This window comes from Collinsella sp. LCP19S3_D3, from assembly GCF_052121455.1.
Taxonomy (GTDB): Bacteria; Actinomycetota; Coriobacteriia; order Coriobacteriales; family Coriobacteriaceae; genus Collinsella.
Map to the genome: position 1 here is coordinate 13,651 of NZ_JBQKEF010000017.1, position 16,589 is coordinate 30,239.

Below are 16,589 nucleotides of genomic sequence, written 5' to 3' on the forward strand. Positions count from 1 at the left end.
CTAGATCCTTGATTGAGCATGGGCACCGAGGCGTTTGATGATGGCATGCCAGATTGGTGCGGGCACGGCGGGCTTGGCGCGCACCATGCCGTCGGCATCGACACTGCCGGCATCGCCGCCGCCAAGCAGCTGCGCATGCTCTATGGAGCAGCCCATGCGTACGGCGCCTACAAGCTTATCCATCGCTTCGGAAAATGGCCGGCGTAAGAGGCCCATACGCGGGGAGTGGCGAAGCGCCGCAATACCGCTGCCGGCACAGATGACAACGCCACCGCACCACGACAGGTCACGAAGACGACAGGCCCGGCGCAGCCGCACGGCGGTTTCGTGTGCCCGTTCGGCGTCCTCGGACCCAGCAAGAACGACGACATAGACGCGTGTCTCTGTATCCCCGAAGCGATCGAGTATCTGCTCGACAGTGATCATCGCCTCATCATCAAATGCATCATCAACAGCGAACACCATGCCATCGACTACACCGGCATCATCCGCCTCCAAGTCGACCGAACGGGGGAGCGCGGTGTCGGAAAGCTGAGCATAGGCGGCGATGGCATCCTGCAGGTCCCAAAGCAAAAACTCAAGATCGGCGCTCTCGGGAATACTGATATATGCAATGGTTTGCAGCGTTTTTGGTACATCGCCGCGTGCAGTTGTCTCCATGCCGCCTCCTTTCCGGTTGGTTTCCGTTTAGGTTACACCGTCTGGTGGCGCGCGGGCGCGCTATCCTAGTGCAACCCTTACGAAAGGAACGCCATGCGTCTACCCATGAACACCTCGCTTGCCACGCTTAAGCCCTCCGGTATCCGCCGGATCAACGCACTCGCCGCCCAGCATCCGGGGTGCATCGCGCTCGCGCTTGGCGAGCCCGATTTTCCCACGCCCGATGTGATTAGCGCCGAGGTGACCGCCGCGCTGGGCCGCGGCGACACGCACTATCCGCCCAACAACGGTCGCCCCGCCCTGCGCGAGGCGCTGTCTACCTACATGGGAGACGCGGGCCTTACGTTTTCGGCCGACGAGGTCATCCTGACCGACGGCGCGACCGAGGCCCTGTCGGCAACATTTATGGCCATGCTCAACCCCGGCGACGAGGTTATTATCCCCACGCCGGCCTTTGGTCTGTACGAGAGCATCGTCGTGGCCAACCACGCCAAAGCGGTCTTTTTGGATACGGAGCCCGCGCAATTTCAGATTGACGAGGACGCGCTTCGCGCCTGCGTGACGCCGGCGACTAAGGCCATCGTCATCTGCACGCCCAACAATCCCACGGGCTGTATCCTCGACGCGGCATCGCTCGACGCCGTGGCACACGTGGCAGAGCAAGCGGGCATCTACGTAATCTGCGACGACGTATATAACCGCCTGGTCTATGTGGATGGCTATGAGCGCTTTGCCCAGCGCCACCCGGAGCTACGCGAGCAGACGGTGGTCATCGAGAGCTTCTCCAAGCCATGGGCTATGACCGGCTGGCGCCTGGGTTGGCTCGCAGCTGCAGCCCCCGTCATCGCCGAGATCGCAAAGGCCCACCAATACTTAGTATCGAGCGCCGTCTCCTTTGAGATGGACGCCGCAGCCCGAGCCCTGACCGTCGACCCAACCCCCATGCTCAAAGTCTACCGAGCTCGCCGCGAACGCGTGCTCGCAGCCTTAGACACCATGGGCCTCGACGTAGTGGAACCAGCCGGCGCCTTCTACGCTTTCCCCAGCATCAAACAATTCGGCCTAACAAGCGAAGACTTCTGCATCAAAGCCATCAAAGAAACCAACGTAGCCCTAGTCCCCGGAGATTGCTTCGGAACCGAAGGCCACATCCGCCTCAGCTACTGCGTAAGCGATGAAAATCTGGACGAAGGCCTCCGCCGCCTGTCCACCTTCGTCTCAACCCTATAGCCCACCGGGACCCAAAACCATCAGCCCACCGACCCAAGCATTATGAGTGGGGCGCGCCGGCCAACGGAAAACCGGGCTGCCCCATAGTTGACGCAGGCCGCGCCGCCGAAGGCCAGGCGCAAGGTTTTCGTAGATTCCGCACGAGCCGAAGGCCACTTAATGTGGCCTTCGTGCGAGCCCAGGACTTGACCGAGCGAAAACCTTGCGCCTGGCCTTCGGCGGAGCGTGCCGGATGGTGGAATTGTGTGCAGCCCGGTTTTCCGTTGACCGACGCCGGGGTCCCCGCCATAATACTTTCGGTTCACGCACGAATCCGCTGCCAGAGACAGCCGGTGCAAACGGGCATTGCCCGCGAGCTCAATGGGATATCCCGCCAGCCGAGGTGGTCGAGTAGATATGTCTTCTCGCCCCCGTCGCTCATGCAGCGCGGGGGCTTTCTTTTTGGACATGCCCCCGTCACGTCCTTGTGGCGGACCGTGCCCGGAAAGAATTCGAGGAGGTGTAATTCATGCCCCAGCAGTACAAAATCGACAAGGTTGCAGAGATCGAGTCCCGTATCGCCGAGAATGCCGGTCTGTTCGTCGTCAACTACAACGGTCTGACGGTTAAGCAGGCTCAGGAGCTGCGTCATCAGCTTCGCGAGTGCGGCGCCGAGATGAAGGTCTACAAGAACAACCTGGTCAAGATCGCTCTCAAGAACCAGGAGCAGCCCGAGCTCGACGAGATCCTCGCCGGCCCCGTCGCTTATGTGTTCTACGAGACCGAGCCGGTCGAGGCCGCTAAGACCCTTAAGGACTTCTCCGCTAAGTCCAAGGGCGTCCTTGAGATCAAGGGCGGTATCTCCGACGGCAAGGCCGTTTCCGCTGATGATGTTAAGGCTATCGCCGAGCTGCCCACCAAGGACCAGCTTCTCGGCCAGATCGCCGGTCTCATCTCCGGTTTCGCTCGCGACATCGCTGTCTGCGTCAACGGCGTTTCCTCTGGTCTCGCTCGTTCGATCCAGCAGGTCTCCGAGCAGAAGGCAGCCTAGTCGCTGTTTTCACCCGCGGCGGCAACGCCGCACCCCTGGCGCATTCGCGCCGTGTTTTAACTGATCTCCGTGCACAGACACGGAAACCGAAAGGACTTAGAAATGGCTAAGCTTACCACCGATGAGATCATCGATGCTCTTAAGGAAATGACCCTTCTCGAGGCTTCCGAGCTCGTTAAGGCTATCGAGGACACCTTCGGCGTTTCCGCCGCTGCTCCTGCCGCTGTTGTCGCCGCTCCCGCTGCTGGCGCTGCTGAGGCCGAGGAGAAGACCGAGTTTGACGTCGTGCTCGAGGGCTTCGGCGACAACAAGATCCAGGTCATCAAGGCCGTCCGTGAGCTCACCAACCTTGGCCTGAAGGAGGCCAAGGAGGTCGTCGAGAGCGCTCCCAAGGCTGTTCTCGAGGGCGCCAAGAAGGAGGACGCCGAGGCTGCCAAGGAGAAGCTCGAGGCTGCTGGCGCTGCTGTCACCCTCAAGTAATCAGGCTTTCTCGCCAGATTTCTTTGCAGACGGGGTTCGCATTGCGAGCCCCGTCTTTTTTGTTTTGGCCCCTCATTCCCATTGCTCGGCACGCAGAACACCGCTGTCTTCGCCGTGCCAATCCCGTTACCGCTGGGGCATAAAATTGCACCATTCGAGCAATAATTTGCGTTGACCTGCTGAAGAATTGCGTTTGCCTTACGGCGACGTATGTCTCCGGCGGTAAGATACTTCGGTATCGCAATTTGGTCTGCGGCCGCCGTGCCGCACGCTTGGGGCGCTTTGCGCCTGCGAAAGGATCCTTGAATAATATGAAGGCAATCATCCCCGCCGCCGGTCTAGGCACGCGTTTTCTGCCTGGCACTAAGTGCACGCCCAAAGAGATGCTGCCGGTTCTCGACAAGCCGGTTATCCAGTACGTCGTTGAGGAGGCACTCGACCCCGAGGAGGTCGACGACGCCATCATCGTTACCTCTCCCGGTAAGCCCGAGCTGCTGAGCTACTTCCAGCCCGACCGTTCGCTCGAGAACCTGCTGCGCGAGCGCGGCAAGAACGCCTATGCCGATGCCGTCGCCCACGCTGGCGGTATGCCGGTCGACTTCCGCTATCAGTACGAGCCCAAGGGTCTCGGCCATGCCATTCGCTCGGCGGCCGATGCTGTGGCGGGGGAGAACTTCCTGGTTCTTCTGGGCGACTATGTTGTGCCCAACCATGACATTTGCGACAAGATGCTTGCCGTCTCCAAGGAGCATGGCGGCGCTTCGGTTATCGCTGTTGCCGCGTGTGCTCCCGAGGAGGTCAGCCGCTATGGCGTTATCGCCGGCGAGCGCGTGGGCTCCCTCGAGGGCGCTGAGGGCGTTGGCGATGCCGAGCCTGGCGCCGTGTGGCGTATCGGCGGCTTGGTGGAGAAGCCTGCTCCCGAGGCTGCGCCTTCTAACCTTTACATCGTCGGACGCTATCTGCTGAGCCCGCTGGTCATGGAGCTGCTTGCCGACCAGCAGGCCGGCAAGGGCGGCGAGATCCAGCTGACCGACGCCATGGCCCGTTCGCTCGACCGCGAGGCCATGTACGCCGTCGTCATCGATCCTCTGTCGGGCTACGACACCGGCACGCCTTCTGGCTGGATGGCCACCAACGCCCTTATGGCCGCAAGCGATCCTCGCTTTGCCGATGCCTTCTGGGATGCCATCGACGAGCGCGGCGGCTTGATGCGCAAGTAAACAGCGCTTACGGGTGCGGACTTCGGTCTGCACCCGTTTTTTTGCGAAGTGCCGCTTAGCTCCGGAAAGTGCGACCCACAATTTGGTCGAATTCTGGGATGCGCTTTCCGGCTGAGGACCCTAGCGGAAAGCGCATCCCAGAATATCGGCTCAGGACGGGATACAGTTTCCCAAACGGGGCTCAATCGGAAACTACGACCCAGTTTGAGGCCTCAAAACGGGACGCAGTTTCCGCCCGATCAGCCTTCGCCGCCATTCCGCCATTCAGCGACGCGCATCAGCAACTCTGTTCACAGAAAATATATGAATATATGTTCGATATACGCACATCTACCTGCGTATTTTCTGTCGAAAAACTTTGCTACTCCAAAAACACAATCGCGTCAAGGCTTTTCTTGCCCAACGGTCGGTACCTGATAAACTATTAGGTTGCGATAACTGGCGAAGCTATGCCTCGCCAACCCACCGAGCATTTCCGTGAAGGAGGAAAAACCTGGTGACCTACGCATACACTGCCACTGAGCGCAAGCGCGTCAGCTTCGGGAAAATCCCGGAGGCCATGGAGCTCCCCAACCTTATCTCTGTTCAAAGGGAATCCTTTGAGCGTTTTAAGGACGAGGGCCTTCGTGAGGCGTTTAAGGAATCCAGCCCCATCCAGAGCCAGAACCATGTTCTCGAGGTTACCTTCGGCGAGCATCAGTTTGGCGACCCCGCGCACACCGTCGAGGAGTGCCGCGAGAAGGATATGACCTATCAGGCTCCGCTTCTGACCGACGTCCGTCTCACCAACAAGGAGACCGGCGAGATCAAGGAGCAGCTCGTCTTTATGGGCGACTTCCCCATGATGACCGATCAGGGCACCTTCATCATCAACGGTACCGAGCGTATCGTCGTCTCGCAGCTCGTCCGTTCCCCGGGCGTGTACTTCAGCTCCGAGATGGATTCGGGCAAGCAGATCTACAAGGCTCAGATCATCCCGTCCCGCGGTGCCTGGCTTGAGTTTGAGGTCGACAAGCGCGACCAGCTCATGGTCTCCATCGACCGTAAGCGCAAGCAGAGCGCCACGATGTTCCTGCGCGCCCTTGGCATCGCCGTCACCAACGACGACATCATCGAGCTGCTCGGCAACTCCGATGTGATCAAGCGCACCCTCGAGCGCGATACCGCCCTTACCCGCGAGGATGCTCTTATCGAGATCTACCGTCGCCTGCGCCCGGGCGAGCCTCCCACCGTGGATGCTTCCCGCAGCCTGCTCGAGGGCCTGCTCTTCAACCCGCAGCGCTACGACCTGGCCCGCGTCGGTCGCTACAAGGTCAACAAGAAGCTCAACCTCACTACCGAGGAAGAGGTCACGGTGCTCACCGACGAGGATATCGTCGCGACGCTGCGCTACCTTCTGTCCCTCGCTGCCGGCGAGCAGGGCTTCAAGGTTGACGACATCGACCACTTTGGCAACCGCCGTATTCGCACCGTCGGCGAGCTCGTCGCCAACCAGTTCCGTATCGGCATGAGCCGTATGGAGCGCGTCGTCCGTGAGCGCATGAGCTCCCAGGACATCGACGAGATTACCCCGCAGTCGCTCATCAACATCCGCCCGATCGTGGCCTCCATCAAGGAGTTCTTCGGTTCCTCGCAGCTCTCGCAGTTCATGGACCAGGCGAACCCTCTGACCGGTCTGACCCACAAGCGCCGTCTGTCCGCACTCGGCCCTGGCGGTCTTGCCGGCCACAAGTCGGGCTCCAGCCGCCGCACCAACGTGCCGACGGCCGTCCGCGACGTTCACAACTCGCACTACAGCCGCATGTGCCCGATCGAGACCCCCGAAGGCCCCAACATCGGCCTGATCGGCTCGCTTGCCCTCTACGCCCGCGTCAACGAGTATGGCTTCATCGAGGCCCCGTTCCGCCGCGTCGAGAACGGCGTTGCCACCGACCAGATCGACTGGATGACCGCTGACGAGGAAGAGAAGCACGTTATCGCGCCGGCCAACACGCCGCTCGATCCCAAGACCAACGAGTTCATCACGACCGATGCCGAGGGCAAGATCGTCCGTCCGCATTCCGTGATCGCCCGTACCCGCGACTTCGACGGCTCCTTCGGCGCTCCCGCCGACGTGCCCGTCGAGGACGTCGACTACATGGACGTCTCGCCGCGCCAGATGCTCTCCGTCGCAGCCACGCTGATCCCGTTCCTCGAGCACGACGACGCTAAGCGTACGCTCATGGGCGCCAACATGCAGCGTCAGGCCGTGCCGCTGGTTCACCCCGCCGCTCCCTATGTCGGTACCGGCATGGAGCGTCGCGCCGCCCTGGACTCTGGCGAGGTCACCCTGGCCAAGAACGCCGGCGAGGTCATCTTTGCCGACGCCTCCAAGATTATCGTCAAGCATGCCGGCGGCATGGACGAGTATCACCTGGCCAAGTACCAGCGCTCCAACCAGTCCACCTGCATCAACCACCGCCCGCTCGTGCGCGTCGGCGACACCGTTGAGCAGGGTGAGCCTCTGGCCGACGGTCCTTCGACCGATCACGGCGAGCTCGCACTGGGCCAGAACCTCACCGTTGCCTACATGCCGTGGGAAGGCTTCAACTACGAGGACGGTATCGTCGTGTCTGAGCGCCTGGTGGCCGAGGACCTGCTGACGACCATCAACATTACCCGTCACGAGATCGACGCCCGCGATACCAAGCTCGGCCCCGAGGAGATCACTCGCGAGATCCCGAACCTCTCCGAGGACATGCTTGCCAACCTCGACGAGGACGGCATCATCCGCATCGGCGCTGAGGTCGGCCCTGGCGACATCCTGGTCGGCAAGGTTACCCCTAAGGGCGAGAGCGCTCTGACTGCCGAGGAGCGCCTGCTGCGCGCCATCTTCGGTGCCAAGGCTCACGACGTTCGCGACACTTCCCTTAAGATGCCTCACGGCGCTTACGGCCGTGTCATCGACGTCGTCCGCTTTAGCCGCGAGAACGGCGACGACCTGGCCCCCGGCGTCAACGAGCAGGTGCGCGTCTACGTCGCCCAGCGTCGTAAGATCCAGCAGGGCGATAAGATTGCCGGCCGCCACGGCAACAAGGGTGTTATCTGTAACGTTCTGCCGGTCGAGGACATGCCCTACATGGCTGACGGTACCCCGATCGACGTTATCCTCAACCCGCTGGGCGTTCCTTCGCGTATGAACGTCGGTCAGCTGCTCGAGTGCCACCTTGGCTGGGCTGCTGCCTGCGGTTGGGATACCGAGGATGCCGATTCCGACAAATACGTCCCCGGTCCGTTCTTTACCGCGACGCCCGTCTTCGACGGCGCCAAGGAGGACGAGATCGCCGAGGTCATCCGTCGTGCCAACAAGAATATGCTCAACAAGGCCACCGCTGCCTTTGGCGATCACATGCGTCCCGAGTTTGTCACCCAGCTTGACGAGCGCGGAAAGACCCGCCTGTTTGACGGCCGCACCGGCGAGGAGTTCCGCGAGCCCATTACCGTGGGAACGTCCTACATCCTCAAGCTCGGTCACATGGTCGACGACAAGATCCACGCCCGTTCGACTGGCCCTTACAGCCTGGTTACCCAGCAGCCGCTGGGCGGCAAGGCCCAGTTCGGCGGCCAGCGCTTCGGCGAGATGGAAGTTTGGGCACTGTACGCATACGGTGCTTCCAACGTCCTGCAGGAGATCCTGACCGTCAAGTCCGACGATACCGTGGGCCGCGTCAAGACCTACGAGTCCATCGTCAAGGGCGAGAACGTCCCGGTTCCGGGTATCCCCGAGTCCTTCAAGGTTCTCGTCAAGGAGATCCGTTCCCTCGCACTGGACATCGAGCCCATGCGCGATGCCGACGAGGACGCCTCCGCCCCCGTGACCGCCGAGGAGACCTCTGCCCTCGATGACCTGGCTGCGCTCGCCGGCGTTGACGCCGACGTCGAGGCCCAGGATGCCGAGACCGCCGAGGCACCCGAGGCTGTCGCCGCCACGACCACTGATAAGGAGTAGTTGACTGTGGCAGATTTCGAAGCTACTGAATTTGACTCGGTAAAGATCTCCCTTGCCTCCGCCGACCAGATCCGTTCCTGGTCGCACGGTGAGGTCAAGAAGCCGGAGACCATCAATTACCGTACCCTCAAGCCCGAGAAGGACGGCCTGTTCTGCGAGAAGATCTTCGGTCCCGCCAAGGACTGGGAGTGCTCCTGCGGCAAGTACAAGGGCATCCGCTTTAAGGGCATCGTCTGCGAGCGCTGCGGCGTCGAGGTCACCTCGGCCAAGGTGCGTCGCGACCGCATGGGCCATATCGAGCTCGCCGCTCCCGTTTCCCACATCTGGTACTTCAAGAGCCCCACGAGCTTCCCGATGAGCCGTATGCTCGACATCAAGTCCAAGGACCTCGAGAAGGTTCTGTACTTTGCCAGCTACATCATCACCGAGGTCGACTACGAGGCTCGCGAGGCCGACGCTGACGACCTGCGTGAGGAGCTCGCCGCCGATCTGGAAGAGATCGATGCCGAGTGCGCCCGCCAGATCGAGTCCCTCAAGGAGCAGGGCAACCCCGAGAACTTTGACGAGTTCTCCGACGAGGAGCCGCTGACCCCCGAGGAGATCGCCTCCGGCATCGTCGACATCGAGGAAGAGTGCAAGGACGAGAAGCAGCTCCGCACGGACGCCTTCAACGCCTTCATGAAGCTCACCGAGCGCGACCTCATCTCCGATGAGCCGCTGTTCCGCGAGATGACCCGTTACTACTCCATGTACTTCAAGGGTGGCATGGGTGCCGAGGCCGTCCGCGACCTGCTCGCTGCCATCGACCTCCCCTCCGAGGCCGAGAAGCTCAAGGCCATCATCGCCGACGAGGACTCCCAGAAGCAGAAGCGCGAGAAGGCCGTCAAGCGCCTCGAGGTCGTTGACGCCTTCCTGAAGGGCGGCAACAGCCCCGCGAACATGATTCTGGATGTCATCCCGGTCATTCCGCCCGATCTGCGCCCGATGGTCCAGCTCGACGGCGGCCGCTTCGCCGCGTCCGACCTCAACGACCTGTATCGTCGCGTGATCAACCGTAACAACCGACTCAAGCGCCTGCTCGACCTGGACGCCCCTGCGATCATCGTGAACAACGAGAAGCGCATGCTCCAGGAGTCCGTGGACGCCCTGTTCGACAACGGCCGCCGTGGGCGCCCGGTCTCTGGTCGTGGTGGTCGCCCGCTCAAGTCGCTCGCCGAGGCCCTCAAGGGCAAGCAGGGTCGTTTCCGCCAGAACTTGCTGGGCAAGCGTGTCGACTACTCCGGCCGTTCGGTAATCGTTACCGACCCCAAGCTGCTGCTGCACCAGTGCGGTCTGCCCAAGACCATGGCGCTGGAGCTCTTCAAGCCCTTCGTCATGAAGCGCCTGGTCGAGCTTGGCAAGGTCGAGAACATCAAGGGCGCCAAGCGCGCTATCGACCGCGGTGCCACCTTTGTGTGGGACATCCTCGAAGAGGTCATCGACGGCCGTGTCGTGCTGCTCAACCGTGCACCGACCCTGCACCGTCTGTCCATCCAGGCCTTTGAGCCGGTGCTGGTCGAGGGCAAGGCTATCCACCTGCACCCGCTGGTCTGCGCGCCCTTCAACGCCGACTTCGACGGCGACCAGATGTCTGTCCACGTGCCGCTGTCCAGCCAGGCTCAGGCCGAGGCCCGCGTACTCATGCTCTCTGCGAACAACCTGCGCTCGCCGGCATCCGGCAAGCCGGTCAACATCCCCTCGCAGGACATGATCATTGGTGTGTACTACCTGACCCAGGTCCGCGACGGTCTGCCGGGCGAGAACCACGTGTTCTCGAGCTTCGACGACGCGCTGCACGCCTATGACTGCCGCTCCGAGGTCGACATGCAGGCCAAGATTCAGGTCCGTGTGTCCGCCGAGAACGCCAACGTCATCAACGAGGACGGCACCCGTATCTTCCGCGTCAAGAACGGCAAGAACGAGTTCGTCGACTACGATGTCACCGGTAACAAGACCGCACGTTTCGAGACTTCTATCGGCCGCATCATCTTCAACCGCCAGTGCCTGCCCGAAGACTACGAGTTCATGAACTACAAGATGGTCAAGGGCGATGTGGCCAAGCTGGTTGCCGACTGCTGCGATCGTTACCCCGAGGCCAAGGTCGGCCCGATCCTCGACTCTATCAAGTACTCCGGCTTCCACTACGCTACCCGCGCCGGCCTCACCATCTCGGTGTGGGACGCTCTCATCCCTGCCGAGAAGCAGGAGCTGCTCGACCGCGCCCAGGCCAACGTCGACCAGATCAACGAGTACTTCGAGGAGGGCTTCATCAACGAGACGGAGCGCCACATCGAAGTCGTTAACGAGTGGACCGCTTGTACCGATAAGGTCGCAGCGCTCATGCTCGACATGTTCGACGAGGAGAACCCGCTGTACATGATGGCCGACTCCGGCGCCCGTGGTTCTAAGACCCAGCTGCGTCAGCTCGGCGGCATGCGTGGCCTGATGGCAGATATGTCCGGCGAGACGATCGACCTTCCCATTAAGGCGAACTTCCGCGAGGGCCTGCTGCCGCTCGAGTACTTCATTTCGACCTACGGCGCCCGTAAGGGCCTGGTCGATACCGCATCCCACACCTCGGACTCTGGCTACCTGACCCGTCGTCTGGTCGACGTGGCCCAGGACGTCATCGTCCGCGAGGAGGACTGCGGTACGCACGAGGGCGTCACCTACAACCTCATCATTCCCGGCACCACCGACCTCAACACCGATCTTGTCGGCCGTTGCTTTATTGAGGACGTCGTGGCTCCCGATGGCACCGTGCTCTTTGAGCAGGACGGCTATATCGAGAAGGTCGCCGACATCCAGAAGATGGTCGATGCGGGCCTTAAGAAGGTCAAGCTTCGCGCGCTGCTCACCTGCCGCTCCAAGTACGGCGTGTGCCAGAAGTGCTACGGCTGGGATCTTTCCACCCGTCGTCCGGTCGCCATCGGTACCGCAGTCGGCATTATTGCCGCCCAGTCCATCGGCGAGCCCGGTACGCAGCTTACGATGCGTACCATTCACTCCGGCGGCGTCGCTGGCGTCGACGATATTACGCAGGGTCTGCCTACGGTCAGCCGTATGTTCGATATCGTCGGCAACGTCAACGAGAAGATCCTGGGTCGCGAGGCCGAGCTGGCTCCGTACTCCGGCCACCTCTCGATTAAGCCCGAGAAGTCCGAGTACGTGCTGACGCTCACCGACTCCGAGGATCACACCCGTGTCCTCGACGAGCGTCGCGTCCCCGCTTCGGTGCGCTTTATGCCCGAGATCGAGGACGGCTGCGAGGTTCGCGCCGGCGACCAGATCACCAAGGGCTTCGTCAACTTCCGCAACCTGCGCAAGCTGACCGACATCGAGTCGACGATGCACACCTTCGTCGAGAGCGTCAAGGACGTCTACACCAGCCAGGGCGTCGACCTGAACGACAAGCACATCGAGGTGCTCGCACGTCAGATGCTGCGTCGCGTTCAGATCACCAACCCCGGCGACTCCAAGTACCTGCTTGGTCAGTACGTCGACCGCTACGAGTTCGCCGACGAGGTCGAGCGCGTTGCCCGTCTGGGCGGTCAGGCTCCCGTGGCTGAGCCCGTCATCTTGGGTACGCTCAAGGTTGCGTCCAACATCGACTCCTGGCTGTCGAGCGCTTCGTTCATCCGTACCGCCGGCGTCCTTACCGAGGCTGCTATTGAGGGCAAGGTCGACCACCTGCTCGACCTTAAGTCCAACGTCATCGTCGGTAAGAAGATCCCGGCTGGTACCGGCCTCAAGCCGTACGCTAACGCCAAGCTGACGTATCGCACGGCCGACGGCTACGTGGACATCGATGGTCCGGCTTCGCCCAACGCCAAGTCGCTGCCCGAGTGGGCTCCCGTGGAGCTCAAGGACCTGGACGAGCGGCTCCCACAGCAGCTCGACTGGGCCGGCTACGACGAGTTTGGCGGTGCTGACGGTTCGTTCACCCGCAACGGCCACACCATCTCCGCCGAGAAGGCTCGCCTGTACCTGTTCGACGACCTGGGTGTGTCGCAGCGCTGGACCAACAAGTTCAGCGAGGTCGGCATCGAGACGGTCGGCGACCTGGTTGGCAAGTCCGAGGAGGATCTGCTGCGCATCGATGGCATCGGTGCCAAGGCGATCGAGGAGCTCCGTGACGGCCTCGAGGCCCACGACCTGCTCTACATCCTCGAGAACAACGACGACGTTGCCGACGAGGAAGACCTTTCGCAGCTGCTGCAGATGGTCTTTAGCCCCGACGGTCCGGACGACATCCTGCTGGGCACCTCCGCTCCGACGCATCACGCCGATGCCGACGAGGAGCTCCTGGGCGCCCCGATCGACGACAAGAAGGCTTCCGCCAACGGTGCCATCAACGAGGACATGGCTTCCCTCGACGAGCTGCTCAACCAGCTCGTGGATACCGACGACGCCGAAGAGGCCAAGGACAACGACGGGGAGTAATTTCCCAGTACGTTAACCGCCCTTCCAAAGACCCGCTTCCCAACAGGGGAGCGGGTCTTATTTGTTGAGGAACGTTGCCCTGACGAGCACGTAGGATTCCCGGTCCAGGCGGCCCAGGGGTTAAGTTTGTCGCGAGTTCCGCACGAGCCGGAGGCCACTTAATGTGGCCTCCGTGCGAGCCAGGACTGTAGAGCAGCAAACTTAACCCCTGGGCCGCCCGGACCGGGAATCCGCCCTCGCGCACAGGAGGGGATTCCTTTTGTGTAGGCTTTGCGGAAATGTGGCTATTTTAGGATACGCCCGGCGGCGTGGTCTGTTGACGACACAGCTAACGGCACGTATCCTATCGAACTGCGTGTTTCGTAGGGGGATGCTGACCCCTCGATTCAAGCCGTTGCACTTTACAGAAAGCTGGAATCATTCGAGAAGGAGTACGCTTTGCCTACTATTAACCAGCTGGTTCGCCAGGGCCGTCGTTCCGCGCCCAAGAAGTCCAAGAACGCTGCTCTGCAGCACAACTCCCAGAAGCGCGGCGTGTGCACCCGCGTCTTCACCACGAGCCCCAAGAAGCCGAACTCGGCTCTTCGTAAGGTTGCCCGTGTTCGCCTCGTCAACGGCATCGAAGTTACTGCTTACATTCCGGGTGAGGGCCACAACCTGCAGGAGCACTCCATCGTGCTCGTCCGCGGCGGTCGTGTTCGTGACCTCCCTGGTGTCCGTTATCACGTCATCCGTGGCGCCTACGATGCTGCTCCGGTCCAGAACCGTATGCAGGCCCGTTCCAAGTACGGTGCTAAGCGCCCCAAGGCCAAATAAGCCAGATAACGTTTTGATACTTTCGCCGTGTGCCGCCTAAGCGCCGCACGGTAGACACTTAAGGAGATTTCACATGCCGCGTCGTGCAGCAGCTAATCGTCGTGAGGTTCAGCCTGACGCCGTTTACAACAACCGCCTGGTGACTCAGCTCATCAACAAGGTCCTTCTTGACGGCAAGAAGGCCACCGCTGAGCGCATCGTTTACACCGCTTTCGAGATCGTTGCCGAGAAGTCCGAGGGTGGCGACGCTCTCGCTACCTTCAAGAAGGCTATGGACAACGTCAAGCCCACGCTCGAGGTTAAGCCCAAGCGTGTCGGTGGCGCTACCTATCAGGTCCCGATGGAGGTCAACTCCCGTCGTTCCACCGCTCTGGGCATCCGCTGGATCGTCAACTTCTCCCGCGCCCGCAAGGAGAAGACCATGGCTGAGCGTCTCGCAAACGAGATTCTGGACGCTTCCAACGGCCTGGGCGCTTCCGTCAAGAAGCGTGAGGACGTCTTCAAGATGGCCGAGGCCAACCGCGCGTTCTCTCACTATCGTTGGTAAGTTAAGGTAAGGAACTAACATGGCTAAGGCTAAGCACAAGCTTTCCGATACCCGTAACATCGGCATCATGGCCCACATCGATGCCGGTAAGACCACCACGACCGAGCGTATTCTTTACTACACCGGTAAGACCCACAAGATCGGTGAGGTCCATGAGGGCGCTGCCACCATGGACTGGATGGTTCAGGAGCAGGAGCGCGGCGTAACCATTACCTCCGCTGCTACCACGTGCTTCTGGAACAAGGACGGTAAGGACTACCGCATCCAGATCATCGACACCCCGGGCCACGTTGACTTCACCGCCGAGGTCGAGCGCTGCCTGCGCGTCCTCGATGGCGCTGTCGCCGTCTTCGACGCCGTTGCCGGCGTCCAGCCCCAGTCTGAGACCGTTTGGCGTCAGGCTTCTACCTTCAACGTTCCCCGCATCGCCTTCATCAACAAGTATGACCGCGTGGGCGCTGACTTCTTCAACGCTATCGAGACCATGAAGGATCGTCTCGACGCTAACGCCGTGGCCGCTCAGGTCCCGATGGGCGCCGAGGACAACTTCTGGGGCGTCATCGACCTGGTCACCATGACTGCATGGGACTTCAAGGCCGACGAGAAGGGCATGACCTACCCCGAGCCGATGGATGAGATCCCGGCTGAGTTCGCCGACATCGCTGCCACCAAGCGCGAGGAGCTCCTCGACGCCGCTGCCAGCTTTGACGACGAGCTCATGGAGAAGATCCTCATGGAGGAGGACTTCACCGTCGAGGAGCTCAAGGCTGCTCTGCGCAAGGGCGTTCTGGCCAACGAGCTCAACCTCGTCTTTGTGGGCTCCGCCTACAAGAACAAGGGCGTTCAGGAGCTGCTCGACGCTGTCGTCGACTACCTGCCCAGCCCCCTCGACGTTGAGGCCGTCACCGGTACCGATCCGGAAACCGGCGAGGAGATCGTGCGTCATCCCTCCTTCGACGAGCCCTTCTCCGGCCTGGTCTTCAAGATCATGACCGACCCGTTCGTCGGTAAGCTCACCTACGTCCGCGTTTATTCCGGTCGCGCCGAGTCCGGCTCCTACGTGGTCAACGCCTCCAACGGTCAGCGCGAGCGCCTCGGCCGCATCCTCGAGATGAACGCCGCCGAGCGTATCGACCGTGACGACGCTTGCGCCGGTGACATCGTCGCCTGCGTCGGCTTCAAGAACTCCACCACCGGTGACACCCTGTGCGCCGAGGGCAAGGAGATCGTCCTCGAGAAGATCGAGTTCGCTAAGCCCGTTATCGACGTTGCCATCGAGCCCAAGACCAAGGCCGAGCAGGACAAGATGTCCCTGGCTCTGACCAAGCTCGCCGAGGAGGATCCGACCTTCACGGTGTCCACCAACCACGAGACCGGCCAGACCATCATCGCCGGCATGGGCGAGCTGCACCTCGAGATCATCGTTGACCGTCTGCTCCGTGAGTTCAAGGTTGACGCTAACGTCGGTAAGCCCCAGGTTGCCTACCGCGAGACCGCTGGTCACGACGTCGAGAGGGCTGAGGGCAAGTTCGTCCGTCAGTCCGGCGGTCGCGGTCAGTACGGCCACGCCGTCATCAAGCTCGAGAAGATGGAGGAGGGCTTCGGCTACGAGTTCGTCAACGCTATCGTCGGCGGCGTCGTGCCCAAGGAGTACATCCCGTCCATCGACAAGGGCATCCAGGAGGCCCTGAACACCGGTGTTATCGCCGGCTTCCCGGTCCTCGACGTTAAGGTCACCCTGTTCGACGGTTCTTACCACGAGGTCGACTCCTCCGAGGCCGCCTTCAAGATCGCCGGTTCCATGGCTATCAAGGACGCCCTCAAGAAGTCCGATCCGCAGCTGCTCGAGCCGATCATGGCTGTCGAGGTCGAGACCCCCGAGCAGTACATGGGCGACGTTATGGGCAACCTCTCCGGTCGCCGCGGCAAGATCGAGGGCATGGAGGATCGCAAGAACACCAAGCTCATCCGTGCCAAGGTGCCGCTGGGCGAGATGTTCGGTTACGCTACCGACCTTCGCTCCCAGACCCAGGGCCGTGCATCCTACACGATGCAGTTCGACTCTTATGAGCCTGCGCCCAAGTCCATCGTGGACGAGGTCATGAGCAAGAACGCCTAAGTTCGAGCTCCCTGTTA

General features: G+C 61.5%; 10 protein-coding genes. 9 read left to right on the forward strand and 1 reads right to left on the reverse strand.

The window, feature by feature from the left end:
- Window positions 1-660 (reverse strand): hypothetical protein, encoded by a 660-nt coding sequence (locus ACTQXM_RS07245; protein WP_441535648.1) that lies wholly within the window; start codon window positions 658-660, stop codon window positions 1-3.
- Between the two features lie 93 nt (window positions 661-753).
- On the opposite strand from ACTQXM_RS07245, the gene ACTQXM_RS07250 reads away from it, so the two are divergent.
- From ACTQXM_RS07250 to fusA, 9 genes are all read left to right on the forward strand, one after another.
- On the forward strand, window positions 754-1,890 hold the full coding sequence (locus ACTQXM_RS07250; RefSeq protein WP_441535649.1) for a pyridoxal phosphate-dependent aminotransferase: 1,137 nt from the start codon (window positions 754-756) through the stop codon (window positions 1,888-1,890).
- Between the two features lie 508 nt (window positions 1,891-2,398).
- On the forward strand, window positions 2,399-2,920 hold the full coding sequence (gene rplJ, locus ACTQXM_RS07255) for a 50S ribosomal protein L10 (protein ID WP_117646079.1): 522 nt from the start codon (window positions 2,399-2,401) through the stop codon (window positions 2,918-2,920).
- Between the two features lie 102 nt (window positions 2,921-3,022).
- Window positions 3,023-3,400 carry a 50S ribosomal protein L7/L12 gene (gene rplL, locus ACTQXM_RS07260; protein WP_154514707.1) on the forward strand — a complete coding sequence of 126 codons (378 nt, stop codon included), beginning with the start codon at window positions 3,023-3,025 and terminating at the stop codon, window positions 3,398-3,400.
- A gap of 311 nt (window positions 3,401-3,711) precedes the next feature.
- Window positions 3,712-4,620, forward strand: coding sequence for a UTP--glucose-1-phosphate uridylyltransferase (locus tag ACTQXM_RS07265; protein ID WP_368136490.1), 909 nt, complete (start codon window positions 3,712-3,714; stop codon window positions 4,618-4,620).
- Window positions 4,621-5,179: 559 nt separating this feature from the next.
- Window positions 5,180-8,608, forward strand: a complete 3,429-nt coding sequence (gene rpoB / locus ACTQXM_RS07270) for a DNA-directed RNA polymerase subunit beta (RefSeq protein WP_229770619.1) — start codon at window positions 5,180-5,182, stop codon at window positions 8,606-8,608.
- A 6-nt stretch (window positions 8,609-8,614) separates the two neighbouring features.
- Entirely contained in the window at window positions 8,615-13,090 is a 4,476-nt protein-coding gene (locus tag ACTQXM_RS07275; protein WP_370450532.1) for a DNA-directed RNA polymerase subunit beta', read from the forward strand.
- Window positions 13,091-13,528: 438 nt separating this feature from the next.
- Window positions 13,529-13,906, forward strand: coding sequence for a 30S ribosomal protein S12 (gene rpsL / locus ACTQXM_RS07280; RefSeq protein WP_154514699.1), 378 nt, complete (start codon window positions 13,529-13,531; stop codon window positions 13,904-13,906).
- Window positions 13,907-13,979: 73 nt separating this feature from the next.
- Window positions 13,980-14,453, forward strand: a complete 474-nt coding sequence (rpsG, locus tag ACTQXM_RS07285; RefSeq protein ID WP_006235013.1) for a 30S ribosomal protein S7 — start codon at window positions 13,980-13,982, stop codon at window positions 14,451-14,453.
- A gap of 19 nt (window positions 14,454-14,472) precedes the next feature.
- Window positions 14,473-16,572: an elongation factor G gene (gene fusA, locus ACTQXM_RS07290; RefSeq protein ID WP_154514697.1), complete on the forward strand. Its 2,100-nt coding sequence runs from the start codon at window positions 14,473-14,475 to the stop codon at window positions 16,570-16,572.
- Window positions 16,573-16,589: the final 17 nt, after the last annotated feature.

Excerpts from the sequence above, each read along its gene's own strand:
- ACTQXM_RS07245 (WP_441535648.1), bottom strand. The coding sequence starts at position 660 with ATGGAGACAACTGCACGCGGCGATGTACCAAAAACGCTGCAAACCATT.
- ACTQXM_RS07250 (WP_441535649.1), top strand. The coding sequence starts at position 754 with ATGCGTCTACCCATGAACACCTCGCTTGCCACGCTTAAGCCCTCCGGT.
- rplJ (WP_117646079.1), top strand. The coding sequence starts at position 2,399 with ATGCCCCAGCAGTACAAAATCGACAAGGTTGCAGAGATCGAGTCCCGT.
- rplL (WP_154514707.1), top strand. The coding sequence starts at position 3,023 with ATGGCTAAGCTTACCACCGATGAGATCATCGATGCTCTTAAGGAAATG.
- ACTQXM_RS07265 (WP_368136490.1), top strand. The coding sequence starts at position 3,712 with ATGAAGGCAATCATCCCCGCCGCCGGTCTAGGCACGCGTTTTCTGCCT.
- rpoB (WP_229770619.1), top strand. The coding sequence starts at position 5,180 with ATGGAGCTCCCCAACCTTATCTCTGTTCAAAGGGAATCCTTTGAGCGT.
- rpsG (WP_006235013.1), top strand. The coding sequence starts at position 13,980 with ATGCCGCGTCGTGCAGCAGCTAATCGTCGTGAGGTTCAGCCTGACGCC.
- fusA (WP_154514697.1), top strand. The coding sequence starts at position 14,473 with ATGGCTAAGGCTAAGCACAAGCTTTCCGATACCCGTAACATCGGCATC.